The 26,257-nt window shown below is 59.5% G+C and carries 23 protein-coding genes; 12 read left to right on the top strand and 11 right to left on the bottom strand.

Going from position 1 to position 26,257, the window contains the following annotated elements; translation table 11 throughout:
* Positions 1-67: 67 nt before the first annotated feature.
* Positions 68-568 carry an MgtC/SapB family protein gene (locus tag ACQ4LH_RS10385; protein WP_430697093.1) on the top strand — a complete coding sequence of 167 codons (501 nt, stop codon included), beginning with the start codon at positions 68-70 and terminating at the stop codon, positions 566-568.
* A 51-nt stretch (positions 569-619) separates the two neighbouring features.
* Here the strand turns inward: ACQ4LH_RS10385 and ACQ4LH_RS10380 are convergent, their stop codons facing one another.
* On the bottom strand, positions 620-1,321 hold the full coding sequence (locus ACQ4LH_RS10380; RefSeq protein ID WP_430697092.1) for an FMN-dependent NADH-azoreductase: 702 nt from the start codon (positions 1,319-1,321) through the stop codon (positions 620-622).
* A 119-nt stretch (positions 1,322-1,440) separates the two neighbouring features.
* On the opposite strand from ACQ4LH_RS10380, the gene ACQ4LH_RS10375 reads away from it, so the two are divergent.
* Positions 1,441-2,340: a LysR substrate-binding domain-containing protein gene (locus tag ACQ4LH_RS10375; RefSeq protein ID WP_430697091.1), complete on the top strand. Its 900-nt coding sequence runs from the start codon at positions 1,441-1,443 to the stop codon at positions 2,338-2,340.
* Between the two features lie 632 nt (positions 2,341-2,972).
* Positions 2,973-3,272, top strand: a complete 300-nt coding sequence (locus ACQ4LH_RS10370) for a putative quinol monooxygenase (RefSeq protein WP_397495158.1) — start codon at positions 2,973-2,975, stop codon at positions 3,270-3,272.
* A 665-nt stretch (positions 3,273-3,937) separates the two neighbouring features.
* On the opposite strand, the gene ACQ4LH_RS10365 is transcribed toward ACQ4LH_RS10370, so the two are convergent.
* The 5 genes from ACQ4LH_RS10365 to ACQ4LH_RS10345 all read right to left on the bottom strand — a co-directional run bounded on the left by ACQ4LH_RS10365 (position 3,938) and on the right by ACQ4LH_RS10345 (position 10,870).
* Complete coding sequence (locus tag ACQ4LH_RS10365) at positions 3,938-4,678, bottom strand: hypothetical protein (protein ID WP_430697090.1); 741 nt, start codon at positions 4,676-4,678, stop codon at positions 3,938-3,940.
* Positions 4,679-4,960: 282 nt separating this feature from the next.
* A complete protein-coding gene (locus ACQ4LH_RS10360) occupies positions 4,961-5,695 on the bottom strand; it encodes an adenylate/guanylate cyclase domain-containing protein (protein WP_430697089.1) in 735 nt (244 codons plus the stop codon).
* 1 nt (position 5,696) lies between these two features.
* Positions 5,697-6,203: a Pycsar system effector family protein gene (locus ACQ4LH_RS10355; RefSeq protein WP_430697088.1), complete on the bottom strand. Its 507-nt coding sequence runs from the start codon at positions 6,201-6,203 to the stop codon at positions 5,697-5,699.
* Positions 6,204-6,314: 111 nt separating this feature from the next.
* Positions 6,315-7,565 (bottom strand): ribonucleotide-diphosphate reductase subunit beta, encoded by a 1,251-nt coding sequence (locus ACQ4LH_RS10350; RefSeq protein WP_090251759.1) that lies wholly within the window; start codon positions 7,563-7,565, stop codon positions 6,315-6,317.
* 398 nt (positions 7,566-7,963) lie between these two features.
* The gene (locus ACQ4LH_RS10345; RefSeq protein ID WP_430697086.1) at positions 7,964-10,870 is read right to left on the bottom strand and encodes a ribonucleoside-diphosphate reductase subunit alpha; all 2,907 of its coding nucleotides are present in this window, start codon (positions 10,868-10,870) and stop codon (positions 7,964-7,966) included.
* Between the two features lie 778 nt (positions 10,871-11,648).
* Here ACQ4LH_RS10345 and ACQ4LH_RS10340 point away from each other — a divergent pair.
* Positions 11,649-12,371: a response regulator gene (locus tag ACQ4LH_RS10340; protein WP_430697085.1), complete on the top strand. Its 723-nt coding sequence runs from the start codon at positions 11,649-11,651 to the stop codon at positions 12,369-12,371.
* Positions 12,368-13,969, top strand: coding sequence for an ATP-binding protein (locus ACQ4LH_RS10335; protein WP_430697084.1), 1,602 nt, complete (start codon positions 12,368-12,370; stop codon positions 13,967-13,969). Before ACQ4LH_RS10340 ends, ACQ4LH_RS10335 begins: the two co-directional genes overlap by 4 nt.
* 26 nt (positions 13,970-13,995) lie before the next feature.
* Here ACQ4LH_RS10335 and ACQ4LH_RS10330 read toward each other — a convergent pair whose 3' ends face one another.
* From ACQ4LH_RS10330 to minC, 5 genes are all read right to left on the bottom strand, one after another.
* The gene (locus tag ACQ4LH_RS10330) at positions 13,996-14,571 is read right to left on the bottom strand and encodes a class I SAM-dependent methyltransferase (protein ID WP_430697083.1); all 576 of its coding nucleotides are present in this window, start codon (positions 14,569-14,571) and stop codon (positions 13,996-13,998) included.
* A gap of 11 nt (positions 14,572-14,582) precedes the next feature.
* Positions 14,583-15,218, bottom strand: coding sequence for an RluA family pseudouridine synthase (locus ACQ4LH_RS10325; RefSeq protein ID WP_430697082.1), 636 nt, complete (start codon positions 15,216-15,218; stop codon positions 14,583-14,585).
* 56 nt (positions 15,219-15,274) lie between these two features.
* A complete protein-coding gene (gene minE / locus ACQ4LH_RS10320) occupies positions 15,275-15,529 on the bottom strand; it encodes a cell division topological specificity factor MinE (RefSeq protein ID WP_025165363.1) in 255 nt (84 codons plus the stop codon).
* The gene (gene minD, locus ACQ4LH_RS10315) at positions 15,526-16,341 is read right to left on the bottom strand and encodes a septum site-determining protein MinD (protein WP_304867988.1); all 816 of its coding nucleotides are present in this window, start codon (positions 16,339-16,341) and stop codon (positions 15,526-15,528) included. Before minD ends, minE begins: the two co-directional genes overlap by 4 nt.
* A 101-nt stretch (positions 16,342-16,442) precedes the next feature.
* Complete coding sequence (minC, locus tag ACQ4LH_RS10310) at positions 16,443-17,168, bottom strand: septum site-determining protein MinC (RefSeq protein WP_275963282.1); 726 nt, start codon at positions 17,166-17,168, stop codon at positions 16,443-16,445.
* Between the two features lie 158 nt (positions 17,169-17,326).
* On the opposite strand from minC, the gene ACQ4LH_RS10305 reads away from it, so the two are divergent.
* The 7 genes from ACQ4LH_RS10305 (at position 17,327) to astB (ending at position 26,253) form a co-directional block, all read left to right on the top strand.
* The gene (locus ACQ4LH_RS10305; RefSeq protein ID WP_430697081.1) at positions 17,327-18,253 is read left to right on the top strand and encodes a lipid A biosynthesis lauroyl acyltransferase; all 927 of its coding nucleotides are present in this window, start codon (positions 17,327-17,329) and stop codon (positions 18,251-18,253) included.
* Positions 18,254-18,377: 124 nt separating this feature from the next.
* Positions 18,378-19,580, top strand: coding sequence for a patatin-like phospholipase family protein (locus ACQ4LH_RS10300; RefSeq protein ID WP_430697080.1), 1,203 nt, complete (start codon positions 18,378-18,380; stop codon positions 19,578-19,580).
* Between the two features lie 330 nt (positions 19,581-19,910).
* Positions 19,911-21,131: an aspartate aminotransferase family protein gene (locus tag ACQ4LH_RS10295; RefSeq protein ID WP_275963279.1), complete on the top strand. Its 1,221-nt coding sequence runs from the start codon at positions 19,911-19,913 to the stop codon at positions 21,129-21,131.
* 175 nt (positions 21,132-21,306) lie between these two features.
* On the top strand, positions 21,307-22,323 hold the full coding sequence (gene aruF, locus ACQ4LH_RS10290) for an arginine/ornithine succinyltransferase subunit alpha (RefSeq protein ID WP_305590019.1): 1,017 nt from the start codon (positions 21,307-21,309) through the stop codon (positions 22,321-22,323).
* An 11-nt stretch (positions 22,324-22,334) separates the two neighbouring features.
* Positions 22,335-23,351, top strand: a complete 1,017-nt coding sequence (gene astA / locus ACQ4LH_RS10285; protein ID WP_305590020.1) for an arginine N-succinyltransferase — start codon at positions 22,335-22,337, stop codon at positions 23,349-23,351.
* A gap of 92 nt (positions 23,352-23,443) precedes the next feature.
* On the top strand, positions 23,444-24,907 hold the full coding sequence (astD, locus tag ACQ4LH_RS10280) for a succinylglutamate-semialdehyde dehydrogenase (protein WP_430697079.1): 1,464 nt from the start codon (positions 23,444-23,446) through the stop codon (positions 24,905-24,907).
* Entirely contained in the window at positions 24,904-26,253 is a 1,350-nt protein-coding gene (astB, locus tag ACQ4LH_RS10275; protein ID WP_430697078.1) for an N-succinylarginine dihydrolase, read from the top strand. Before astD ends, astB begins: the two co-directional genes overlap by 4 nt.
* The last annotated feature ends 4 nt before the right edge of the window (positions 26,254-26,257 follow it).

The following is a 26,257-nucleotide window of genomic DNA, read 5'->3' as shown; positions in this document are numbered from 1 at the left end:
CCGGATAAGTCGAACCTATTGCGCCACTCCCGACTCAGAGCCTAAAGGGCCTGAGCTGGAGAGGTAGATGGACATCACCGAGCGTATTCTGACAACCCTGCTGGCCGAATTTTCCGACCTTGGCCAAGTAGAGAACCTGACCCGCGCCACCTTGCGTCTGACCCTGGCCCTGCTGCTGGGCGGGCTGCTTGGTTATGAGCGCGAGGTAAAGGGCAAGGCGGCCGGTGTGCGCACGCATATGCTGGTGTGCCTGGGGGCCAGTATCTTTGTCATGCTGTTGGAGATGGACGGTGCGAATCACGACGCCATGAGCCGAGTGATTCAGGGCGTGGTCGCCGGTATCGGCTTTCTCTGTGCGGGCACCATCCTCAAAGGCGAGAATATTGCCGATGTTCAAGGCCTGACCACTGCCGCCGGGCTATGGGCTACGGCGGCTGTAGGTGTGGCTGTGGGCTTGGGGCATGAGGCGACCGCTGTGCTTGGCACGCTGATGGCGCTTTTGATACTGCACATTGTGCCGCTGCTGCTGGACCCTAAGCCCAATGGCAATGAGGACAAGAGGCAATAGCCAGGCGTTGTCCTCCCTACATCGCAGCCACCGTGGCGCAGGCCGCTGGTTTCAGGCCGGCTCTGGCGTGCGGTTTACCTGCAGCGTCTGCTGCAGTTGCGCCACCAAGGCGTCGACCTTGTTCAGGGCTTGAGCCACGGACTCGGCCAGCAGCTCACCGCCGACTTCCTGACCTTCGATGGCAATCTGGTGCACCTGGGTAATGCCGATAAAGCCGAGGGCGGTGATCAGGTTGGGCTCCAAGTGGTTCAGATGCGCCATCTCGCCGCCGACGCCAAAGCCGATACCGCCCCGGGCGCTGAGAATGACGGCGTGCCGTGGTCGATCGGCGAGCTTCGGTACGTAAGGGTCGAGCGGGTTGCTCTCATCGATGTCCACGGTTCTGCCGGGGCGCACGATCAGGTCGATCCACGCCTTGAGCGCGGCCGGCATGCCGAAGTTGTAGAGCGGCGCGCCGATCACCAGAACGTCTGCCGCAACCAACTCATCGACCAGTTGGTCGCTCTCTGCCAGCGTTTCCTGCATCCACGGCTCGCGCTGCTCTGCCGGGGTAAAGGAGGAGGCGATCCAGTCATGGCTGATAAAAGACGGTGGGTTCTGGCCAATGTCGCGGTAGGTGAGGCTGTCCTGCGCACGGCGGGCCAGCCATTGGCTGACAAAGCGCTGAGTGAGATTGCGGCTGTGCGAGCCGTGTTGATCCTTGCCGGCGAGGCCAGGGCGGGCGCTGGTGTCCAGGTGCAGGATATGTGGCATGTCGAGTCTCCTTTTCGAAGTTGAATTCATCTGTTATTCACTGCAAGCTCAGGCTAAGTTCAGCCCGCGCGGGCGACAAGCGACGATTATTTTCAGGTATGGATGAGGAGTGCTCATGTATGGCGCAGCGCTGGTTACCTTCGCTTTCTGCCCTGCGGGCCTTTGAGGCGGCCGCTCGCCACGAGAGCGCCAAGCAGGCCGCCGAAGAACTCTCGGTGACCGCGACGGCGATCAGTCACCAGATACGGGCCCTGGAAGAGTCGCTCGGGGTCGCGTTGTTTTTGCGTAAGCCACGCCAGCTCGAATTGACCGCCCAGGGGCGCGAGCTGCAGCAGGTGCTGGAAAGCGCGTTCGACAGCATCAGTGCAACGGCGGTGCGTCTTAGCGCGGTGCCCTGTCGCCAGGCCATTACGCTCAGCACCACGCCTGCCGTGGCGGTGCGTTGGCTGCTGTCCTGGGTGTGCATGCTGCGCGATGCCCATCCGAATATTGACCTGCGCATTCACGCTTCGCATGAGCCGGTCGCGCTGGATGGCGTTACCGCAGATATCGCCATTCGTTATGGCGACGGCCGCTGGCCAGGGCTGGTGGCCGAGAAGCTGTTCGACAACACCTTTATCCCGGCCTGCAGCCCGCACCTCGGCTTGCATGATGCGGCCGAGCTGCCCAAGCATTCGCTGATTCACTTCCGTAATCAGGCTGCGGTTTCTTCACCGCTTGATTGGGCCGTGTGGCAGAAGAAGGCTCAGGTGCCAGGGCTGGATGTCGGCGCCGGGCTGGTGTTCTCCGACGAGACCCATGCCGTCTCGGCCGCCATTGGCGCGCAGGGTGTGGCGTTGATGAGCCGTCAGTTGATCGAGGATGAGCTGAGGGAAGGGCGGCTGGTACAGCCCTTCGGCCCGGAGCTGGAAGGCAAACCGTTCTTTCTGGTGTACCCGGAAAACCGTAAGAGCGACCCGACCATTCAGGCGGTGCGGGATTGGGTGATGGCAGTGCCGGGGGGGCTTTGCGCGCTGTAGGCAGCGCTGCTTGCTGGTTTTGCATACACACGCCGCTGCTGTGGTGTTCTCGGGTAATGGTTCCGCCCTTACGGCGGGTCACTTCTGGCAGACGCCCCAGAAGTAACCAAGAGGTCTTGCCCCTTGCATCCGGGTCTCACTGCGCTCGACTTCCCTCGTTCCATCATTGCTCCAGGGGCCCGACCGGATGCGGCCCACCGACGAAGGGCCATCCCTGGCCCATCTCGGCTCTCGCGGCATCCATGCCGCTCAACCCTGTCCGCAACGATTCCACTCGGCCTCCTGATGGGGCGTTTGGCGTCGTCTGTGAGATTAGTGTTGTAGAAGCAAAGCAAGTTGCAGGGGCGGGAAGGGAGAAAATTAATTAGTCCCCGTTCTTCATTTAAAGGCGCTGATTTGTGGCTTAAACCAGGGTAATGGCTATTCAAGGCACGTCATTTTCAAGCTGCCGAAGAAAGTGTTAGCGCGTTTTGTCGGTGTTTCTCCGTGGTGGGATCGACCAGGATGATCCCAGTCCACAGCGAGTGATAACGATGAGACCGACGATCAAACACTTAGGTTATTGGCTGTGTGCGCTGATGTTCACTGCCGCCGCCGGATGTGCAAGCCAACCCCCTGAAAGAGCCAACACCATGAACAAACCACTGGTATCCCTTGCTGTACTCAAAGCCAAACCCGGTAAACAGGAGGCGCTTAAAGCGGGCTTGTTGACCCTGATAGAACCGACGCGGGCCGAGCCGGGCAACCTTGATTACGTGTTGTTTGAACGGCGGGACGAGCCTGGCACGTTCTATATGCGTGAAGCGTTCAAGGATCAGGCGGCGCTGGATGCGCATTTTGCGACGCCGTACTTTCAACGGTTTGCCGCCACGGCTGATGATTTGCTCAGTGAGCCATTGCAGCTCATTTTCTTGGAGCAGGTTTCGAACTGAGTGTTAGCCATGGGCCGTTGTCGTTTTTAAACGGCCCAAGTTGTGTACAGACGCCGCTTATATGTTGCCGGGCCGAGCGGTTCCGCCCTTACGGCGGCTCACTTTTGGCAGACGCCCCAAAAGTAAGCAAAAAGTCTTGCCCCTGGCATCCGGCCCGACTTCGTCGGGTCCCCTCGCTCCATCATTGCTCCAGGGGCCCGCCGCGAAGGGCCATCCCTGGCCCATCGCGGCTCTCGCGGCATCCATGCCGCTCAACCCCTTGCGCAACGATTCCACTCGGCCTCCTGATGGGGCGTTTGGCGTCGTCTGTGAGATTGGTGTTTTTAGAAGCAAAGCAAACTGTAGGAGCGGGCTTGCCCGCGATGCTTCTGCTGTTGCTCTTCTTTTGCCTTTCGCTCTGCCTTCCACAAATCGCCCAAACAACGCGGTCCCCGAATCCCGTCAGAAGGCCGAGTGGAGGTGCTGTGGAGAGGGGCGTTTGGCATGGAGGCCAAACGAGGAACGATGGGCCAGGGATGGCCCACCGTGACGACCCTCGGAACAGCACCGGAGCGAGGGGAGTTGAGCGCAGCGAAACCCGGATGCCGGGCGCGCTTTCTCTTTGGTTACTTTCTATTTTGCGCGAGCAAAGAGAAAGTAACTCGCCGTAAGGGCGAAAAGGATAATCAATTGGCCGATAAACTGTGGTCTGTCCCTGATTGCTCTTTTTTAATAGGGGTGATTTTCTCTATTCGGTAGTTTTTCAGTGGTGAAATAATAGATTGTTCACCAAGAACTAATGCGATATGGCTGTTAGAGGCAGATATCACATATCCTCTCGAGATTTCCTTATTTTCATCCATCAAGCGGACGCAGAATTCTTTTGTTGCGGACTCGCATTCGGTTTTGTAGTTTTCGGCGCTGTTTTTAATAGATATTTTTGCGCCATGGACGCCAACAAATGCTGGGGCTAGTAAGAATATATTAGCGGCTATTGGGATTAGTAGAAGAAATGCGCTTATAGATATGGGTATGGATAAAAGTACTAGAGTGTTCCTCAGTATTTTGTTTTTTATTATGTTGTTTGGTTTACTTTGTTTTATTAGTTTTGGTAATTTGTTTATGATAATAATTTCTATTAATATGAGTGAGGTGAAGCCGGTTAAGTATAGCCATGCTTTGTAATTTGATATGAGGCCTAGCCATGAGATTCCGATATGTAGTAGGGCTAGGTATGCTAGTGTGAATAATTCTGTTGAGGATTTAGGGAATAGACCTGGATTAACACTGAAGTGGTCCAGATAGGTCTCATGGTATGTTAGCCCAATCAGGTAAAGTGATGCATACCCTATTACTCCGAGTACTGGAGCTGCAGTGAGCCAAAATATTCGGTTCCAAGGTTTTTCTATTGATGGCTCTTTGTTCATTGTACTTCCTTGTTTTTTCTGTTTTTAATTTTATGAAATGATTTTATATAAATATATAGTGGTGTCGATATGTTTTTTAATGGCTATGCGTTGCGGTATATGAAACGTTTTGATCGTGCCCGCGCTCTGCATGGTTACGCATTTGAGGACGCTCCGCGTCCTGCTTTCTGTTCCGTGATAGAGACCCGCTGAGGTGTAGAGCTTGGTAGTGATCGACGCAGAGCGTGGGGACGATCAATCTATGGGAAACCGTGGCCTGTCTCTGGTTATTCCTCGAGTTGATTAAGATACGCTCCAGTGGTAGTTAGTTTTGTAATATGCTTCTGTTTGGTCATTATATTTTATGTAATCTAATGTCCACATGTCAGTTTTGACGTCGTTTCCCCAATAGTCTTTTGAAATGTGGTATTTGGCGCTGTCTAGTAGATTTGAGTAAACATGGCTTGAGATTCCAATGTGCTCAGGAGAGCTTCGAGTGTCACCGATTTTTACTGATTTATTTACGGCGTTTCCTATCCATACTAGATCTCTATTGTTTGTTCCGCTGATTCCTACCTTTGAACAAATTATTTTTCCGTCGTCAATACCGATCCCGAAGTCTACGGGTGAATACTTTTCGAGACTCTTTTTTACTTTTGAGTCATCGCTGCTGAGCATGTATTTTATTTTCATGGCGGCGATGACCGCGTTTGTTAGGGTTATTTTTGTGGTGCCTTGAAAGAAACATAACATTCCGTCGCCATTGAAACTTCTAACTTCTCCGGATAGGCTTTTTACGATGGTGACAATTGTGTGGAAGTAAGCTTTATGTATTTTTGCTACTGATCGGCGGTTGTGCTTGTTAAGTGTTTTTGTAGAGCCCCGCATGTCAATGAATAAAGTTGTAGCTTCGAATCTTAGACCTGTGTTTCCGAATGTGAGCTTTGGGTTTTCTAGGTCGGGAACATATGTGACGTCAGTTACATCCATTTCACTATCTATTATTTCTTTTACTTTTGTTTCAATGTCTGATTTCACTTTACTTGTGCCCTCTATTTATGAATATAAAGGCGGCTAAGATTGGCGTGGCTAGTGCTGATGTGGTTAGCCATATAGCTGCTTTGAATATTGCATATTTTCGAGCAGCGATTTTTGCGTTATTTATTATCTGTTCTGCAAGCATGATTTCGTAGTCAGTGACTTTTTGTGTATTAAAAGATGCTTTGTTTAGTGCTTTGACAAATTCGTATGGTGTAAATTTTACTATGCTTGAGAAATATATTAAATTTTCAGTTTTTTGCTGTTTTGGTTGAAATGCCATTATTTCAAGAGATGGGATTAGTGATATAAGTAAAAATATTGAGCTGGCAGCAAGCTGTGCTACTGCAGCGACAAGGAAAAATTGAATGAAGGTGTTGAGTTGATAGTCTTTTGATACTTGGGCTATTCCAAATATTACGGCAATGTTGCCTCCGAGCAGTGTCGCGCATTTCGCTTCTGCGAATTTAAGCCAGTCGTTGGTGTTGTTGAATACTTGATTAAGCAAGGTTTTTCCTCAAAAAAAACCCCGCACTAGGCGGGGCTCTTAATTTAACTCGCCACCCCAAACATCCATTTCAGGTAAAGCGCTCTTAATCTCTTTAGTGAGTGACTGGAATCAATCCCAGCTCAACGCCCCACCAGTCTGATACTCAATAACCCGCGTCTCGAAGAAGTTCTTCTCCTTCTTCAGGTCCATGATTTCCGACATCCATGGGAATGGGTTAGACGTACCTGGGTACTCTTCCTTCAAACCAATCTGCGTCAAACGACGGTTGGCGATAAATTTGAGGTAGTCCTCCATCATCGCCGCGTTCATGCCCAGTACACCGCGCGGCATGGTGTCGCGTGCGTATTCGATTTCCAGTTGGGTGCCCTGGAGGATCATCTGGGTGGCTTCGTCTTTGAGCTGGGCATCCCACAGGTGTGGGTTTTCGATCTTGATCTGGTTGATCACGTCGATGCCGAAGTTCAAGTGCATGGACTCGTCACGCAGGATGTATTGGAACTGCTCGGCCACGCCGGTCATCTTGTTGCGGCGACCCATGGAGAGGATCTGGGTGAAGCCGCAATAGAAGAAGATGCCTTCCAGTACGCAGTAGTAGGCGATCAGGTTGCGCAGCAGTTCTTTGTCGGTCTCGACCGTGCCGGTGTTGAAGGTCGGGTCGGAGATCGAGCGGGTGTACTTGAGGCCCCAGCTGGCTTTCTTCGCGACCGATGGAATCTCGTGGTACATGTTGAAGATCGCGCCTTCATCCATGCCCAGCGATTCGATGCAGTACTGGTAGGCGTGGGTGTGGATCGCCTCTTCGAAGGTTTGGCGCAGGATGTACTGGCGGCACTCCGGGTTGGTGATCAGGCGGTACACGGCCAGGGCCAGGTTGTTGGCAACCAGGCTGTCGGCGGTGGAGAAGAAGCCGAGGTTGCGCATAACGATGCGGCGCTCGTCGTCGGTCAGGCCGTCCGGGGTTTTCCACAACGCGATGTCCGCGTTCATGTTCACTTCTTGCGGCATCCAGTGGTTGGCGCAACCATCCAGATACTTCTGCCAGGCCCAGTCGTACTTGAAGGGTACGAGCTGGTTGAGGTCGGCGCGGCAGTTGATCATGCGTTTTTCGTCGACGGCTACGCGCGCGGCGGTGCCTTCCAGCTCGGCCAGGCCTTCGGCGATGTCGAGTTGGTCGAGCGAGGCTTTGGCGCGGGCGACGGCGTCGCTGTCGTCAGCGGCTACGGCGCGGGCTTCAACGGCGGCAGCACCGCCCACCTGGTCGAGTTTGTCGATGCTCATGTCTGCCAGTTGGGCAGAGGCTTTGTTGGCTACTACGGCGTCGGCGCCGTCTTCCTTGTCAAATTCATCCCAGCTCAGCATGGCTTGGCTCCTGCTTGCGGGCCGGTGAAATAACCGACCTGTGTGGATATACAGTCTTTATTGTGTTCCGTTGCGTACAGCGCGCAAGGGCAAAACGGGTACCGCTGGTCGGGGCGGCTCTAGTGACTGGCCGTTGCCCCGATGCCCACGCCCGTAAGGGCAGGGGCAGGTAATGAGTGGGAGAACTTTTGCCCTCTCCCTAACCCTCTCCCGCAAGCGGGCGAGGGGATTGACTGTGTTGCTTGTGCTCTTCGCTCGACATTCAAGCGTGTAGCTGAGCGAGTAGTCGCAAGGCACCTGCTGGAGTGGAGCCCCTGAGCGTACGCATGTACGTGATGGGGGCCGCTCCGGCAGGTAACGCCGCGAATGCCGCTCAGATCCGCGCGCTGCCGAACACCTTACTGGCAGGCTTCGCAGTCTGGTTCATCGATGGCACAGGCTTTTGGTACTGGAGCTGGGCCTGCGCTCATTTCCACTTCCGGGGCCTTGGCCGGTGCTGCGCTCAGGCCATCGTTGCCACCACTGGACACGGCATTCAGCTTGCCGGTGTTGATGGTGGACTTCTCGGTGCTGGTCGCGGCCAGGGCACGGAGGTAGTAGGTGGTTTTCAGGCCACGGTACCAAGCCATGCGGTAGGTCACGTCGAGCTTCTTGCCCGATGCACCGGCGATGTAGAGGTTCAGCGACTGCGCCTGGTCGATCCACTTCTGGCGGCGGCTGGCGGCATCGACGATCCACTTGGTGTCGACTTCGAACGCGGTGGCGTACAGGTCTTTGAGTTCCTGCGGGATGCGCTCGATCTGCTGCACCGAACCGTCGTAGTACTTGAGGTCGTTGATCATCACCGAGTCCCACAGACCGCGAGCCTTGAGGTCGCGAACCAGGTACGGGTTGATCACGGTGAATTCGCCGGAGAGGTTCGATTTCACATAGAGGTTCTGGTAGGTCGGTTCGATCGACTGCGATACGCCGGTGATGTTGGCGATGGTGGCGGTCGGTGCGATGGCCATGATGTTCGAGTTACGGATGCCTTTCTGCACACGGGCACGTACCGGAGCCCAGTCCAGGGACTCGGTCAGGTCGACGTCGATGTACTTCTGGCCACGGGACTCGATGAGGATCTGCTGCGAGTCGAGCGGCAGAATGCCCTTGCTCCACAGCGAACCGTCGAAGGTGGAGTAGGCGCCGCGCTCGTCGGCCAGGTCACAGGAGGCCTGGATGGCGTAGTAGCTGACCGCTTCCATCGACTTGTCGGCAAATTCCACGGCGGCATCGGAACCGTACGGGATGTGCTGCAGGTACAGGGCGTCCTGGAAGCCCATGATGCCGAGGCCGACTGGGCGGTGCTTGAAGTTGGAGTTACGCGCCTGCGGTACCGAGTAGTAGTTGATGTCGATAACGTTATCGAGCATGCGCACGGCGACCTTGATGGTCTTTTCCAGCTTGGCGGTGTCCAGCTTGCCGTCGACGATGTGGTTCGGCAGGTTCACGGAACCCAGGTTGCACACGGCGATTTCGTCGGCGTTGGTGTTCAGGGTGATCTCGGTGCACAGGTTCGAGCTGTGTACCACGCCCACGTGCTGCTGCGGGCTGCGCAGGTTGCATGGGTCTTTGAAGGTCAGCCATGGGTGGCCGGTTTCGAACAGCATCGAGAGCATCTTGCGCCACAGGTCTTTGGCCTGGATGGTCTTGAACAGCTTGATCTTGCCGCCGTACTGGGTCAGGGCTTCGTAGTACTCGTAGCGCTCTTCGAAGGCTTTACCGGTCAGGTCGTGCAGGTCTGGCACTTCGGATGGGCTGAACAGGGTCCACTGGCCATCGTCGAACACGCGCTTCATAAACAGGTCTGGAATCCAGTTAGCGGTGTTCATGTCGTGGGTGCGGCGACGGTCGTCACCGGTGTTCTTGCGCAGTTCGATGAACTCTTCGATGTCCATGTGCCAGGTTTCCAGGTAGGCGCAGACCGCGCCCTTGCGCTTGCCGCCCTGGTTAACTGCTACTGCGGTGTCGTTGACCACTTTGAGGAACGGCACAACGCCTTGCGACTTGCCGTTGGTGCCCTTGATGTAGGCGCCCAGAGCGCGTACTGGGGTCCAGTCGTTGCCCAGACCGCCGGCAAACTTGGACAGCATGGCGTTGTCGTGGATGGCGTTGTAGATGCCCGACAGGTCATCCGGCACGGTGGTCAGGTAGCACGACGACAGCTGCGGACGCAGGGTGCCGGCGTTGAACAGGGTCGGCGTCGAGGCCATGTAGTCGAAGGACGACAACAGGTTGTAGAACTCGATGGCGCGGTCTTCTTTCTGCTTCTCTTCAATCGCCAGGCCCATGGCCACACGCATGAAGAACACTTGCGGCAGTTCGAAGCGGGTGCCGTCCTTGTGGATGAAGTAACGGTCGTAGAGGGTCTGCAGGCCCAGGTAGGTGAACTGCTGATCGCGCTCGTGGTTGATCGCCTTGCCGAGTTTTTCCAGGTCGAAGCTGGCCAGCACCGGGTTGAGCAATTCGTACTCGATACCCTTGGCGATGTAGGCCGGCAGGGCCTTGGCGTACAGCTCGCTCATTTCGTGGTGGGTGGCGCTGGTGGCGACGCCGAGGAAGCCCAGGCCTTCGGCGCGGATGTTGTCCATCAACAGGCGCGCGGTGACGTAGCTGTAGTTCGGCTCACGCTCAACCAGGGTGCGCGCGGTCATCACCAGGGCGGTGCTGACGTCGCTTTGCGCTACGCCGTCGTAGAGGTTCTTCAGGGTTTCTTTCTGGATCAGCTCGCCATCGACTTCGGCCAGGCCTTCGCAGGCTTCGGTAACGATGGTGTTGAGGCGGCCCATGTCTAGCGGCGCAACAGTGCCGTCGAGGTGGGTGACGCGAATGCTTGGGTGCGGCTCGGCAATATCGGCGGCGCCGGTCTTGCGCGCCTGGCTGCGCGACTCACGGTAGATCACGTAGTCGCGGGCAACTTTCTGCTCGCCGGAACGCATCAGGGCCAGTTCGACCTGATCCTGGATTTCTTCGATATGGATGGTGCCGCCGGACGGCATGCGGCGCTTGAAAGTGGCGCTGACCTGTTCGGTCAGACGCGCAACGGTTTCATGGATACGCGACGAGGCGGCTGCGGTGCCGCCTTCAACAGCGAGAAAGGCCTTGGTGATGGCAACGGTGATCTTGTCATCGGTGTACGGCACTACGGTGCCGTTACGCTTGATCACACGCAGTTGACCCGGCGCGGTGGCGCTCAGGCTCTGGTTGTCATCGGTGGCCTGCGGCGCATTGGCCTGCGGGTTCTCGCGGGAGGTGTCGGTGTGCATGAAAGTCTCCGTTTTTCTTGATTTTAGATGGGCGCTGAGCAGTTGATCAGGGCGCCGTACCTTGGTTCATTCCATTTCAACAACGCCGCGCGAACAGCATTGAGGCCGTTCGTGCGGGACTTGCAAGCAGGGCAGGTAAGGTACGACTAAGTGCCTCCCTGGCTCTTCAAGTCTTGTACAGGCGCTGTGCCTGTACCACTAGATGTTGTGGCATGTCGCGTAATGCGGCCTGCTCTGACCAATGCGTCCTCGCTCTTCTGGCGGTTTAGCTGCCTGATCTGGATCGGTAAAGCTCAAGCGCCCATCTAAGCTGTTTTTTTGCACTTTTTTAGTCCGGTGTCTGGACTGTTTTGGGGCAAATGTGCTTGTGTGGTTCTGTGTGCTAAAACCCAATATGTAGGTGTTTATCGCGCTGGGGATACAAGATAGTGCGGTGTAGGGGTGAAGGCAAGTCGATAAATTATTCGCGCTTGTGGATAAGGCTGTGGGTTACTTTGGGGTAACTTTCGCAAGGCCCCGTAGTTACTGGTGTTGTCCCTGCTAAACCGTTCGTCGTCATGACTTTGGCTTTTTTAGCCACCCTTAAGGTGGTTTTTTAGTCAATCAGATAAACACAATATGTAGTCTTTTTGCTGGTGTGGTTGGCCCGCTCTATTGCGGCGTTTTAAGCGAGTTTTCCGGCGTGGCAGCCTGAGCCGTAAACCGCAGTCTGAAGGCAGCGCTGTTCGGGCCGCGTTGCTACAATGCCGGCCGTTTTCGTGTTGTCTGGGAGTCCGTTGTGGAGCAGCAGTCGTGGCACATTCTTATTGTCGAAGACGACCAGCGCCTGGCCGAGTTGACCCGTGAGTACCTGCAGGGCAATGGCCTCAACGTGTCCATCGAGATGGACGGCGCGCAGGCCGCCGTGCGGATTCTGCAGGAGCAGCCTGACCTGGTAATTCTCGACCTGATGCTGCCGGGCGAAGACGGCCTGTCGATCTGCCGCAAGGTGCGCGGGCAATACGATGGGCCGATCCTGATGCTCACCGCGCGTACCGACGATATGGACCAGGTGTTGGGCCTGGAGATGGGCGCGGACGACTATGTGTGCAAACCGGTGCGCCCACGCGTGCTGCTGGCGCGCATCCGTGCGCTGCTGCGCCGCCATGAGGGCAGCGAGGCGCAGGTGCCCGGTGAGCGCCGACGTCTGCAGTTCGGCCCGCTGGTGATCGACAGTGCCATGCGTGAAGCCTGGCTGGGCGAGCAGGGTATCGAGCTGACCAGTGCCGAATTCGACCTGCTGTGGCTACTGACCTCCAACGCCGGGCGGATTCTCTCTCGCGAGGAAATCTTCAACGCCCTGCGCGGCATCGAATACGACGGCCAGGACCGTTCCATCGACGTGCGCATTTCGCGCATCCGCCCGAAAATCGGCGACGACCCGATGCACCCCCGGCTGATCAAGACCGTGCGAAGCAAGGGCTATCTGTTTGTTGCCGAAGCGGCTGAAGCACTCACGTGAACTCGATCTTCCTGCGCATCTATGGCGGCATGCTCGCCGTGCTGGTGCTGGTGGCGCTGCTCGGCGTTGGCGCGCTGCAACTGCTTAATGAGGTGCGGGTGGATCAATACCGTGAGCGTCTGGCTCAGGGCACCTTCCGCCTGATGGCCGATAACCTCTCGCCGATGGTGGATATCGAGCGGCGCCGCGCGGTTACGGTGTGGGGGCGCTTGCTCGGCATTCCGCTGCGCGTCGAGACGCTGGAAAGTGCCGGATTGGACAGCGGTGCGCGCAATAGCCTGCGTCGCGGTCAGGTGCTGGTGCAGCAGACCGGCCCGCACGAGGCGCGCATCTTCAGTCAGTTGGATGAACAGCCGTTGCTGCTGATTGCCGATGTGCAGCAGGTCAGCGAACAGCTGGCCCGCGCCACCAGCTTTCTGTTGATCGATGAGCTGGTGCGCTATCCCTGGGATGAACAGCCGCGCCGACTGGCGGCGTTGAAGCAGGACAAACAGTTCGGTTTCGACCTGCGCCTGGTGCGTCTCGATCAGGCCGACCTCGACCCCGATCAGCGCCGCCGCGTGGACGAAGGCGACACGGTGATGGCCTTGGGTCGTGGCGGCGACAGCATTCATGTGTTCTCCGGCATCGTCGACACGCCCTGGGTGCTGGAAATCGGCCCGCTGTATCAGATGAATCCGTACCCCGCGCAGTGGCTGGTGCTTATCGGCGCGCTGGGTCTGAGCCTGATTGGGCTGATGGTTTATCTGCTGGTACGGCCGCTGGAGCAGCGTCTGAGCGATCTGGAAGGCGCCGCCACGCATATTGCCAGCGGCCGCCTGGATGCCCGCGTGCCGACCCGTGGCAGCGACTCGGTGGGGCGTCTGGCAGCGGCCTTTAACGCCATGGCCGAGCACTTGCAGCGCTCCCTGAGTATTCAGCGTGAGATGGTCCGCGCGGTTTCCCATGAGCTGCGCACGCCGGTGGCGCGCCTGCGCTTTGGCCTGGAAATGATCGGCGACGCGGAAACCGATGCGGCGCGGCGCAAATATATGGAGGGCATGGACAGCGATATCCAGGACCTCGACAAGCTGGTCGACGAGATGCTCACCTACGCGCGCCTGGAGCAGGGGGCGCCGGCGCTGAACTTCCAGCAGGTCGACCTGGGTGAGCTGATCGATCAGGTGATCACCGAGCTGGCGCCGCTGCGCGCCAGCGTGCGGGTCGAGCACGGCCCTTCACGCGATGCCCTGGATGGCGGCGGTGCTTGCGTTGAAGCCGAGCTGCGCTACCTGCACCGCGCCCTGCAGAACCTGGTGAGCAACGCCATGCGCCATGCCGAATCACGGGTGCGGGTGAGTTATCAGGTGGGACAGCAGCGTTGCCGGCTGGATGTCGAAGATGACGGCCCCGGCGTGCCGGAAGAAGCCTGGGAGCGGATCTTCACGCCGTTCCTGCGGCTGGACGACAGCCGCACCCGCGCTTCTGGTGGGCATGGTCTGGGCCTGTCCATCGTGCGGCGTATTACTTATTGGCACGGCGGTCGCGCGCAGATCAGTCGCAGCGAAGAGCTGGGCGGTGCCTGTTTTAGTCTGATCTGGCCGCGCAAGCAGGGCTAGTCGTCAGCACGCTGTTGGGCGATGGGTTAGCGGCGGGCGACTACAGAAAACAGATGCCAGTGTTTGCTGCGGCCGACTGCGGTTTTTCCGCTTCGGTCGATTTCTTCCAGCTCAATGATTTCCCAGTCGTGCAGCAGGTTTTGCAAGTGTGCGCGGCTGTGGATGGTCAATTTGGGGCTGTTGGCCCAGTCATCGCGTTCGCCAAAGAAGTGCCCGGCAAACAAACCTCCGTCGAGAAGCGTATCGCTTATGCGCTGCCAGAGCTGCCCGAAGGCCTCTGGTGGGCAGAACGGTAGGGCGAAGCTGCTGTTGATCAAGCTGGCAGCGGGGAGCTTGAAGTTTTCAAACTCTGCGCAATGGGATTCCAGCGCTTCCCGGTGCTCGGCCGGTACTTGCGCATGCAGGCATTCAAGGGCCTGGGGTTCATTGTCAATCGCCACTACCTGCCAGCCACGGCGCAGTAGTTCGAGGGTGTCGCGCCCTGCACCGCAGCCAAGATCCAGCGCCAAGCCGGGGGGCTGTTGCCAGCAGTCGAGGGCACGCAGCAAGGTGGGCTGGGCAGGAGCTCCTTGGGTAGCAGCGTAGAAGCGGTTCTTATCCACGTGGTCTGTCCTTAGAACGGTGCCGGGCACTCGAAACGCATCCGCTCGCCCGTTTGTGGGTGTGTCAGGCTCAGCATGCTGGCGTGCAGGCATAGGCGCGGGTAGGCGGACAGGGCTTGTTCGTGGGCGTAGAGGCCGTCGCCCAGCAGCGGGTGGCCGATCGACAGCATATGCACGCGCAACTGGTGCGAGCGGCCGGTGATCGGTGTCAGCTCGACGCGGCAATGTTCAGCGTGGCGTTCCAGCACTTTCCAGTAGGTCAGCGCGTGTTTGCCTTGCTCATGGTCGACCACGTGGCGCGGTTTGGTGGGCGGGTCGTAGCGCAGCGGCAGGTCGATGCTGCCACTGTCCAGCTCGGGTTGGCCCCAGCACAGCGCGGTGTAGGCCTTCTCGGTTTCGCGGTCGTGGAACTGGCGGGACAGCTCACGATGGCTGTCGGGGTCGCGGGCCAGGACGATGATCCCTGAGGTTTCCCAGTCCAGGCGATGGACGATACGCGCTTCCGGGTAACCGTTTTCCTGCAGGCGGGTAACCAGGCAATCGCGGTTGTCCTCGGCGCGGCCGGGCACCGAGAGCAGCAGGGTGGGCTTGTTGATCACCAGCAGGGCGGCGTCCTGGTGGAGAATTTCGACATTCGACAGCGGCATGGGCTTTCCACAAATAGAAACGGCGGCCTGGGCCGCCGTTGCATGCTCTCAACCAATTAACGGTCGGGGAGCGTGATGTTGAGTTCCAGAATGGAACAGCTGCCCTGGTTTTCCAGTGCAACCTGTACTTGATCCGAGTCGATATTCACGTACTTGCGGATCACCTCGACCAGTTCTTGCTGCAGGGCCGGCAGGTAGTCCGGCTGGCTGCGCTGGCCGCGCTCGTGGGCGACGATGATTTGCAGACGCTCTTTCGCAATGGACGCTGTGGTTTCTTTCTTGCGCTCACGAAAGAAGTCAAAAATGTTCATTCACGACCTCCAAACAGGCGTTGCATGAATCCCTTCTTCTGCACATCGAGGAACCGATGTGCCACTTCCTTGCCCAGCAGGCGGTCAACCGCGTCGCTGTAGGCCTGGCCTGCGTCGCTCTGGTCATCGAGGATGACCGGTACGCCCTGGTTCGAGGCTTTGAGTACGGCTTGCGACTCAGGGATCACGCCGAGCAGACGGATGGCGAGGATTTCCTCGACGTCTTCCACACCGAGCATTTCGCCTTTTACCACGCGCTCAGGGTTGTAGCGGGTCAGCAGCAGGTGTTCCTTGATCGGCTCTTCGCCTTTCTCGGCGCGGCGCGATTTGCTCGCCAACAGGCCGAGCATGCGGTCCGAGTCACGTACCGAGGAGACTTCCGGGTTGGTCACGACAATCGCTTCATCGGCGAAGTACATGGCCAGGTGCGCGCCTTTTTCGATACCGGCCGGCGAGTCGCAGACCACGTATTCGAAGGTTTCACGCAGTTCGTTGATGATTTTCTCGACGCCTTCCTGAGTCAGCGCGTCTTTGTCACGGGTCTGGCTGGCAGCCAGCACGTAGAGATTTTCCAGGCGCTTGTCTTTGATCAGCGCTTGCGAGAGGGTCGCTTCGCCGTTGACCACGTTGACGAAGTCGTACACCACGCGGCGTTCGCAGCCCATGATCAGGTCGAGGTTGCGCAGGCCGACGTCGAAGTCGACGATGACAGTCTTGTGCCCGCGCAGGGCGAGGCCGGTACCGATGGCAGCGCTGGTGGTGGTTTTACCGACGCCACCTTTGCCGGACGTAACAACGAGGATCTTGGCCAAGGTGATTCACCCCAAAATGTAGAAAAAACGCAGGTTTCCGTGGCCTATCTCAGGCTTCCGGGTGCCCTGTCTGTGTCCTTGAAAAGTGGCGGCAGTATCCGTTAAAGGCGGGTGATGTTCAACACGTCACCCGACAGGCTGACATGCACCGCTTCGCCCCAGAGTGGGTCGCGGCGCAAGTCTTCGGCCACCTTGTACTGGCCGGCGATGGAGAGCAGTTCTGCGCCCATCTGCTGGCAGAAAATCCGCGCCTTGAGATTGCCCTTGATGCCGGCCAGTGCCCGGCCGCGCATCGGTGCGTAAACATGGATGTTGCCATCGGCGAGAAGTTCCGCGCCGGCGCTGACCGGGGCCAGGACGATCAGGTCGCCGCCCTGGGCATACACCTGTTGGCCGCCGCGCACTGGGCTGGTGATGATTTTGCTCGGTTTGAACTCGGGTTCTGCGGGTTTTTCCGGCTTCGGTGGTGCCAGGTCGATAGGCCGCTCGCGGGCGCCGGACGGCGGCAGTACGGGCAAATCCAGCGCTTCGGCGGCGGCGATATCGGCTTCGCGGTTGGCGCGGATCGCCAGGGTGCGCAGGCCATGCTTGCGGCATACCGCCATCAGCTCGGCCAGATCGAGCACACCTTCGCCTTCCGGCAGCTTGTCCAGGGCCAGCACCAGCGGGGTATTGCTGAAGAAGGCCGGGGCCTGGGCGACTTTTTCGCTGAGCTGCTGGTCGAGGCGGGCGAGGTCGTTGTGCGCCAGCTCCATCACGGTGATCGCCAGCATGCTGCCTTTAAGCTGGAATACGGGGTCTTGCTCGAGGAGATCGGCTTGGCTCATGGTCTGCCTGATACGGCCCTTATTTAGAAACTGGGGGAAAAGTAAGCCGGACTTATAGCGAGAACGCCGCGCGCTCGCAAGTTGCGCGCCGCGAAACCAGGCGGCGAACAAACTCCTGATAGAATGCCGCGCTTTATTGCGTGCCTCGGACCTGTTTTATGGATCGCCCTGTATTTCGCGCTTATTTCCTGCATCCACGTTTCTGGCTGTTGTGGCTGGGTCTGGGCCTGCTGTGGCTGATCGCCCAGCTGCCTTATAAGGTGCTGTTGTGGCTGGGTCGCTGCCTGGGTCGTGTGATGTACCGCCTGGCCAGTTCGCGGCGCAAGATCGCCGCGCGTAACCTGGAACTGTGTTTCCCGCAGATGCCAGCCGCCGAGCGCGAGGCGCTGCTCAAGGAAAACTTCGCTTCTACCGGGATTACCTTCTTTGAAATGGCCATTGCCTGGTGGTGGCCCGCCGAGCGCCTGCGCCGCCTGGGCAGCATCGAAGGGCTGGAGCATCTGCGCCAGGCCGAGGCCGATGGCCAGGGCGTGATCCTTATGGCGCTGCATTTCACCACCCTGGAAATGGGCGGCGGCCTGCTCGGCATGGCTCAGAACATGTACGGCATGTACCGCCCGCACAAGAATCCGCTGTTCGACTACGTGCAGCGTCGCGGTCGCGAGCAGCGCCTGCTCGGGGTGATTGGTCGTGATGATGTGCGCGGCATGCTCAAGCTGCTGCGTGCCGGTGGCGTGGTCTGGTACGCCCCTGATCAAGACTACGGTGCTCAGCGCAGCGTGTTCGTACCCTTGTTCGGCACCCAGGCAGCCACCGTCACCGCCACCAGCAAGTTCGCCCGCATGGGCCGTGCCCGGGTGATTCCCTTTACCCAGCAGCGTTTGCCCGATGGTCAGGGTTATCGCCTGGTGATCCATCCGCCGCTGGCGGATTTCCCCACTGAGAGCGAAGAGACGGATTGCCTGCGGGTCAATCAGTGGATCGAGCAAGCCATCAGTGTCTGCCCCGAGCAATACCTGTGGGCGCATCGGCGCTTCAAGACTCGCCCCGAAGGCGAGCCGAAGCTCTATAAAAAGAGACGTTAGCTTCTGGCTTGGCCCGCCATCCAATTGGCGGGTTGTTCGGTTGAAGTTGGTTTTCTTGGCACCTGATGGTTCCGTGTGCGCCTGACAGGCTCCTATACTGGCTAAAAAACAGTGGAAGTAGTCTATGTCGCACACTGCTCCAACCAGTCAGCCGGTTACCGGGCTGATTCTCTCCGGCGGTGGCGCACGGGCGGCCTATCAGGTGGGGGTGCTGGCGGCGATTGCCGACCTGCTGCCCAATGCGGCGCACAATCCTTTTCCGGTTATCGTCGGCACCTCGGCAGGGGCCATCAATGCAGTGGGTCTGGCCTGTGGGGCGTTGCACTTCACTGAAGCCGTGCGCCGGCTGACCAGCGTCTGGCAGGGCTTTCATACTCATCAGGTATATCGCAGCGATTGGCCGGGCGTGCTGCGCCAGGCCAGTCGCTTTATTGGCCACAGCATGCTCGGGCTGGGCGGTCAGGTGCCGGTGGCGCTGCTCGACAGTTCGCCGCTTGCCGATCTGCTCGGGCGGGAGCTGGATTTCAGCGGGATTGCCGCAGCTGTGCGCCACCGCCAGCTGCGCGCCGTGGCGGTGACTGCATTCGGTTATGAAACCGGCCAGGCGGTGACCTTCTATCAAGGCCGCGCCACTATCGATCCCTGGTTTCGTCATCGTCGGGTCGGTGTACCAACCCGCCTGGCCCTTGAACATCTGCTGGCCAGCGCCTCGATTCCGCTGATATTTCCGCCGGTAAAGATCAACCGTGAATACTTCGGCGATGGTGCCGTGCGCCAGTCCGCACCGATCAGTCCGGCTCTGCATTTGGGGGCGACGCGGGTGCTGGTGGTTGGGGTCAGTGGCAATCCGGCCGGTGCGCAAGCGCCGGTGCCGGTGGTGCGGCCGCAGCACAGTCGGCCGCCGAGCCTGGCGCAGATCAGCGGGCATATGCTCAACAGCACCTTTATCGACAGCCTGGAAAGCGATATCGAGCTGCTTGAGCGGCTTAACCAGATGGGGCGGCTGATTCCCGCCGAAAATCACCCGCGTGGCCTGGGACTCAAGCCAGTGGATGTGCTGGTGATTTCCCCCAGCCAGCCGCTGGACCTGATCGCCGCGCGCCATCGGCATGAACTGCCCAAGGCGTTGCGTCTGTTTCTGCGTGGGCCGGGGGCGACCAAGGCCAGCGGCGCCGGGGTGCTGAGTTATCTGCTGTTCGAGCCCGGGTACTGCAACGAGCTGATCGAGCTGGGTTACCAGGACGCCATGGCGCAGAAAGCCCGTCTGATCGAGTTTCTCTGTCTGGACAGCCCGCCGGTGCCGGCGGTAATCCCCGTGCCTGCTTAAAACCGGGTGGCCGCATGGATGGCGGGCCATAAAAAATAACCGGGAGTTATTTTTAACGTCGCGTAGCGACGGCCCGAAGGGTGGCCGTCATGGATGGCAGGCCATAAAAATCCTTTTCCGCGCTGCCGATAAAAACGCGCCAAGGCGGGTGGCTGCATTTAAACTGCGCCTTCCCGATGCTTTCTGTCGCATTTGCGAAAGCTGCGGTTTTCCTCGGGTTGGCGCTATAAGAAGTTGTCGCATGGCGGCAATGCCGGCCCCGGATCAGTCCCTACAATCCTTCACATCGCCTGCTATTGAATGCAGGTGTTCCTCGTTAGGAGAGCTCAGATGTCCGTTCAGCACGACCCGGTGCAACGCGCCGATTTCGACCAGGTGATGGTGCCCAACTACGCACCCGCTGCCTTTATTCCAGTACGTGGCGCCGGTTCGCGCGTGTGGGATCAAAGCGGTCGCGAGCTGATCGACTTTGCCGGCGGCATTGCCGTCAACGTGCTGGGCCACGCCCATCCGGCGCTGGTCAAAGCGCTCACCGAGCAGGCCGGCAACCTTTGGCACGTATCCAACGTATTTACCAACGAGCCGGCCTTGCGCCTGGCCAAGAAGCTGATCGACGCCACCTTCGCCGAGCGCGTGTTCTTCTGTAACTCCGGCGCCGAAGCCAACGAGGCCGCGTTCAAGCTGGCCCGTCGCGTAGCCTTCGATAAGTTCGGCGAAGACAAATGCGAAATCATCGCCGCGACCAACAGCTTCCACGGTCGCACCCTATTTACCGTCAGCGTCGGCGGTCAGCCGAAGTATTCCGACGGTTTCGGTCCGAAGATCCAGGGCATCAGCCACATCCCTTATAACGATATCGAGGCGCTGAAAGCCGCGGTATCCGACAAGACCTGCGCCGTGGTGCTGGAGCCGATTCAGGGTGAGGGCGGCGTGCTGCCGGCTGACCTGGCTTACCTGCAAGCGGCCCGCGAGCTGTGCGACAAGCACAATGCGCTGCTGGTGTTCGACGAAGTGCAGAGCGGCATGGGCCGTAGCGGCGAGCTGTTCGCCTATATGCACTACGGCGTCACTCCGGACATCCTCTCCAGCGCCAAGAGCCTGGGCGGCGGTTTCCCAATTGGCGCGATGCTCACCACCAGCGAGCTGGCCAAACACCTGGCCGTCGGCACCCACGGCACCACTTACGGTGGCAACCCGCTGGCCTGCGCGGTGGGTGAGGCGGTGATCGACACCATCAACACCCCTGAGGTGCTGGCAGGCGTTAAAGCCAAGCATCAGCGTTTCAAAACCAAGCTGGAGCAGATCGGCCAGCAGTACGGCGTATTCAGCGAAGTGCGCGGTCTCGGCCTGCTGATCGGTGCGGTGCTGTCCGATGCCTGGAAAGGCAAAGCCAAGGCGATTCTCGACGCCGCTGCGGTGGAAGGCGTGATGGTGCTGCAGGCCAGCCCGGATGTGGTGCGTTTCGCCCCAAGCCTGGTGGTGGAAGACGCCGATATCGATGAAGGTCTGGCGCGTTTCGAACGTGCCGTGGCCAAGCTGGCTCAAGCCTGATTGCCGGCCCGATCCGTCGTTAACGCGGCGGATCAGGCTGCGCCCGCTCGACCCATGGATGGGTTGAGCTAACAGCAAGGAAGCCCGTCTCTGTGTGTGCCGCAGCGTTTGTTGCGGTTTTCTCTAGGCCGCCCGATTTGGGCAGCTTGGAGCTTTTATCAAAAGGAGTGGCACCATGCTGGTGATGCGCCCCGCGCAAATGGCCGACCTCACTGAAGTGCAGCGTCTCGCCGCGGACAGCCCGGTTGGTGTGACTTCACTGCCGGACGACGCTGATCGTCTGCGCGAAAAGATTGCTGCCTCGGAGGCTTCGTTTGCCGCCGAAGTCAGCTTCAACGGTGAAGAAAGCTACTTCTTCGTTCTTGAAGACACTGAGAGCGGTCGCCTGGTCGGTTGCTCCGGCATCGTCGCTTCGGCCGGCTACTCCGAGCCGTTCTACAGCTTTCGTAATGAAACTTTCGTGCACAACTCCCGCGAGCTGAAGATCCATAACAAGATCCACGTGCTCTCGCTGTGCCACGACCTGACTGGCAACAGCCTGCTGACCAGCTTCTACGTCGAGCGCCCGCTGGTGAACACCGCCTGGTCCGAACTCAATTCGCGTGGTCGCCTGCTGTTTCTCGCCAACCACCCGGAGCGTTTTGCCGATGCGCTGGTGGTGGAAATCGTCGGTTACAGCGACGAGGCCGGTGATTCGCCGTTCTGGGATGCGGTGGGGCGCAACTTCTTCGACATGAACTACACCGAGGCCGAGCGCCTGTGTGGTTTGAAGAGCCGCACCTTCCTTGCCGAATTGATGCCGCATTACCCGATCTACGTGCCGCTGCTGCCTGATGAGGCGCAAGAAGCCATGGGCCAAGTGCATCCACGGGCGCAGATCAGCTTCGACATTCTGATGCGTGAAGGCTTCGAGACCGACCACTACATCGATATCTTCGATGGTGGCCCGACTCTGCATGCGCGCACCTCGGGCATCCGTTCGATTGCCCAGAGCCGCGTAGTGCCGCTGCGCATCGGTGAGCCGGTCAAAGGCGGCCGGCCATATCTGGTGAGTAACGGCCAGCTGCAGGATTTCCGCGCCATCGTTGTGGATCTTGATTGGGTGCCTGGCAAGCCGGTCACCCTGAGTTTGGCGGCCGCCGAGGCCCTGGGCGTCGGCGAAGGCGTCAGCGTACGCCTGGTTGCGGTTTAAGGAGTTAGCGCATGATCGTTCGTCCCGTCCGCAGCGCCGATCTGCCGGCCCTGTTTCAGCTGGCGCGCAGTACCGGCGCTGGCCTGACTACGCTGCCCGCTAATGAGGAGCGCCTGGCGCACCGCGTTGGCTGGGCCGAGAAAACCTTCCGTGGCGAAGCCGCGCGTGCCGATGCCGACTACCTGTTCGTGCTCGAAGACGACAACGGCGAGGTGGTTGGTATCTCCGCCGTTGCTGGCGCCGTTGGCCTGCGCGAGCCCTGGTACAACTACCGGGTCGGCTTGACCGTCAGCGCCTCGCAGGAGCTGCAGATCCACCGCCAGGTGCCGACGCTGTTCCTCGCCAACGACCTGACTGGCAACTCCGAGCTGTGCTCGCTGTTTTTGCGCAGCGACCAGCGCAGCGGCCTGAATGGCCGGTTGCTGTCGAAGGCACGCTTTCTGTTTATTGCCGAGTTCCGCGAGCTGTTCGGCGACAAGGTGATTGCCGAAATGCGCGGCATGTCCGATGAGCAGGGCCGTTCGCCATTCTGGGAAAGCCTCGGTCGGCATTTCTTCAAGATGGAGTTCAGTCAGGCCGACTACCTCACCGGCGTGGGCAACAAGGCCTTTATCGCCGAGCTGATGCCCAAGTTTCCGCTCTATACCTGCTTCCTCTCGGAGGATGCGCGCAACATCATCGGTCGCGTTCACCCGGATACCGAGCCGGCGCTGGCCATGCTCAAGGGCGAGGGTTTCAGCTATCAGGGCTATGTCGACATCTTCGACGCCGGCCCGGCTATTGAAGCGCAGACCGCGAAGATCCGCGCCGTGCAGGACAGCCAGGTACTGGTGCTGGCCGTCGGCACCCCGGGCGATGACGCGCCGCGTTTCCTGATTCACAACCGCAAGCGCGAGGATTGCCGGATTACCGCAGCGCCGGCGCGCCTGGCCGCCGGCACCCTGGTGGTCGATGCGCAAACCGCCAAGCGCCTGCAGATGTCGGCGGGCGATCAGGTGCGTGCGGTAGCGGTTTCCGCCCGCGGCTAAAGGCTGCTTGCCCAAGTAGTGCGACGCAGCTGTCTCTATTTGCCGATCCGGCGCAGGCCGGGTCTACACCTTGCTGGGAGTGATAAAACAAGATGAGCACTCATTACATTGCCGGTGCCTGGCACGCAGGTCAGGGCGAAGCCCTGGAATCGCTCAACCCGGTCAGCCAGGAAGCCATTTGGCAAGGCTCTGCTGCCAGCGCCGCACAGGTTGACGCTGCCGTACAGGCCGCGCGTGCTGCATTCCCAGCCTGGGCCTCGCGCTCGCTGGATGAACGCATCGCCGTGCTCGAACAGTTTGCCGCCACCCTGAAAAGCCATGCCGACGCCTTGGGCCACTGCATCGGTGAAGAAACCGGCAAGCCGCTGTGGGAAACCGCCACTGAAGTCACCAGCATGGTCAACAAGGTTGCCATCTCGATCCAGAGCTACCGCGAGCGCACCGGTGAGAAGAGCGGCCCGCTGGCCGACGCCACCGCCGTGCTGCGGCACAAGCCGCATGGCGTGGTCGCTGTGTTTGGCCCGTACAACTTCCCCGGTCACCTGCCTAACGGCCATATCGTGCCGGCGCTGCTGGCGGGTAACTGCGTGGTGTTCAAGCCTAGCGAGCTGACTCCGAAAGTCGCCGAGCTGACGGTCAAGTACTGGATCGAAGCCGGTCTGCCGGCGGGCGTGCTCAACCTGGTGCAAGGTGCGCGCGATACCGGTGTGGCCCTGGCCGCGCATGACGGCATCGACGGCCTGTTCTTCACTGGCTCCAGCCGTACCGGCAACCTGCTGCACAACCAGTTCGCCGGTCGCCCGGACAAGATCCTTGCCCTGGAAATGGGCGGCAACAACCCGCTGGTGGTGGATCAGGTCGCTGATCTCAATGCAGCCGTGTACACCATCATTCAGTCGGCCTTTATCTCCGCCGGCCAGCGCTGCACCTGTGCCCGCCGTCTGCTGGTGCCGCAAGGCGCCTGGGGCGACAGCCTGCTGGAGCGCCTGGTGGAGGTTGCCGCCAGCATCAAGGTCGGCAGTTTCGACGCCCAGCCTGCGCCCTTTATGGGCTCGGTGATTTCCCTGGCCGCCGCGCAGCACCTGATCAAGGCGCAGCAGCATTTACTGACCCAGGGCGCCAAGCCGCTGCTGGAGATGACTCAGCCGCTAGCCGGTGCCGCCTTGCTTACTCCGGGCATCATCGATGTGACTGAGGTCGCCAATCGCCCGGATGAAGAGTTCTTCGGCCCGCTGCTGCAGGTGATTCGCTACGCCGATTTCGATGCGGCCATCGTTGAGGCCAACAATACCCAGTACGGCCTGGCCGCTGGCCTGTTGTCCGACTCCAAGGCGCGCTATGAGCAGTTCTGGCTGCAAAGCCGCGCCGGTATCGTCAACTGGAACAAACAGCTGACCGGTGCCGCCAGCACCGCGCCATTCGGCGGTGTGGGCGCCTCTGGCAACCACCGCGCCAGTGCCTATTACGCAGCCGATTATTGCGCCTACCCGGTGGCCTCGCTGGAATCCGACAGCCTGAGCCTGCCCGCCACCCTGACACCCGGAGTTAGCCTGTGAGCAATGCATTTGAAGTGAATTTCGACGGTCTGGTCGGGCCGACTCACAACTATGGTGGCCTGTCCTACGGCAACGTCGCCTCGCAGAGCAACAGCCAGGCCGCGTCCAACCCGAAAGAAGCAGCCAAGCAGGGCCTGGCCAAGATGAAGGCCTTGATGGAAATGGGCTTCAAGCAGGGCGTACTGGCCCCGCAGGAACGCCCGAATGTCGCCGTGCTGCGCAGCCTGGGCTTTCCCGGCACCGACGCGCAGGTGATCCAGAAAGCCGCGAAAGACGCCATGCCGCTGCTGGTCGCCAGTTGCTCGGCTTCCAGCATGTGGACGGCCAACGCCTGCACCGTCAGCCCGAGTGCTGATACTGCGGATGGTCGCGTGCATTTCACCGCCGCCAACCTCAACTGCAAATTCCACCGCTCGATCGAACACCCGACCACCAGCCGTGTGCTCGGCGCAATGTTCGCCAACGAGCAGCACTTCGCTCACCACGCGGCGTTGCCGGCAGTCGGTCAGTTCGGTGATGAAGGCGCGGCCAACCACACGCGCTTCTGCAAAGGTTACGGCGATGCCGGTGTGGAGTTCTTCGTCTTCGGCCGCAGTGCCTTCGACAGCCGCTTCCCGGCGCCGCAGCGCTACCCGGCGCGGCAGACTCTGGAAGCTTCGCAGGCGGTTGCCCGTCTGCATGGTCTGAGTGATGACGGCGTGGTCTACGCCCAGCAGGCGCCAGCGGTGATCGATCAGGGCGTGTTTCACAACGACGTGATCGCGGTAGGCAATGGCGAGGTGCTGTTCTATCACCAGGACGCCTTCCTCGACACCGACAAGGTGCTGGCCGAGCTGAGCGACAAGCTTGCCCGCCGTGGCGGCAACTTCCAGTCCGTGTGTGTGCCGCGTGATGCGGTGACGGTGGAGGATGCGGTCAAGTCTTACCTGTTCAACAGCCAGCTGCTCAATCGCGCCGATGGCGGCATGTTGCTGATCGTGCCAGAAGAGTGCCGCAACAACGGCAATGTCTGGCGCTACCTGGAGCAACTGACCAGCGGTAATGGGCCGATTCGCGAGGTCAAGGTGTTCGACCTCAAGCAGAGCATGCAGAACGGCGGTGGCCCGGCTTGCCTGCGCCTGCGCGTGGCGCTCAAGGAGCACGAGCTGGCGGCGGTCAATCAGGGCGTGATCATGACCCCAACTCTGCACGACAGCCTCAACGTCTGGGTCGACAAGCACTACCGTGATCGCCTGAGCGAAAACGATCTGGCTGACCCACAATTGCTTAACGAGTGCCGTGCGGCCTTGGACGAACTGACGCAGATCCTTAAACTGGGCGCGGTTTATCCATTCCAATTAGCTTGATTGA

Origin of the sequence: Pseudomonas peli, assembly GCF_050563605.1 — a bacterium.
In the GTDB taxonomy this organism is placed as follows: Bacteria; Pseudomonadota; Gammaproteobacteria; order Pseudomonadales; family Pseudomonadaceae; genus Aquipseudomonas; species Aquipseudomonas peli_A.
Note: the sequence above shows the minus strand (reverse complement) of the source record. Positions and strands in the feature narration are given on the sequence as shown.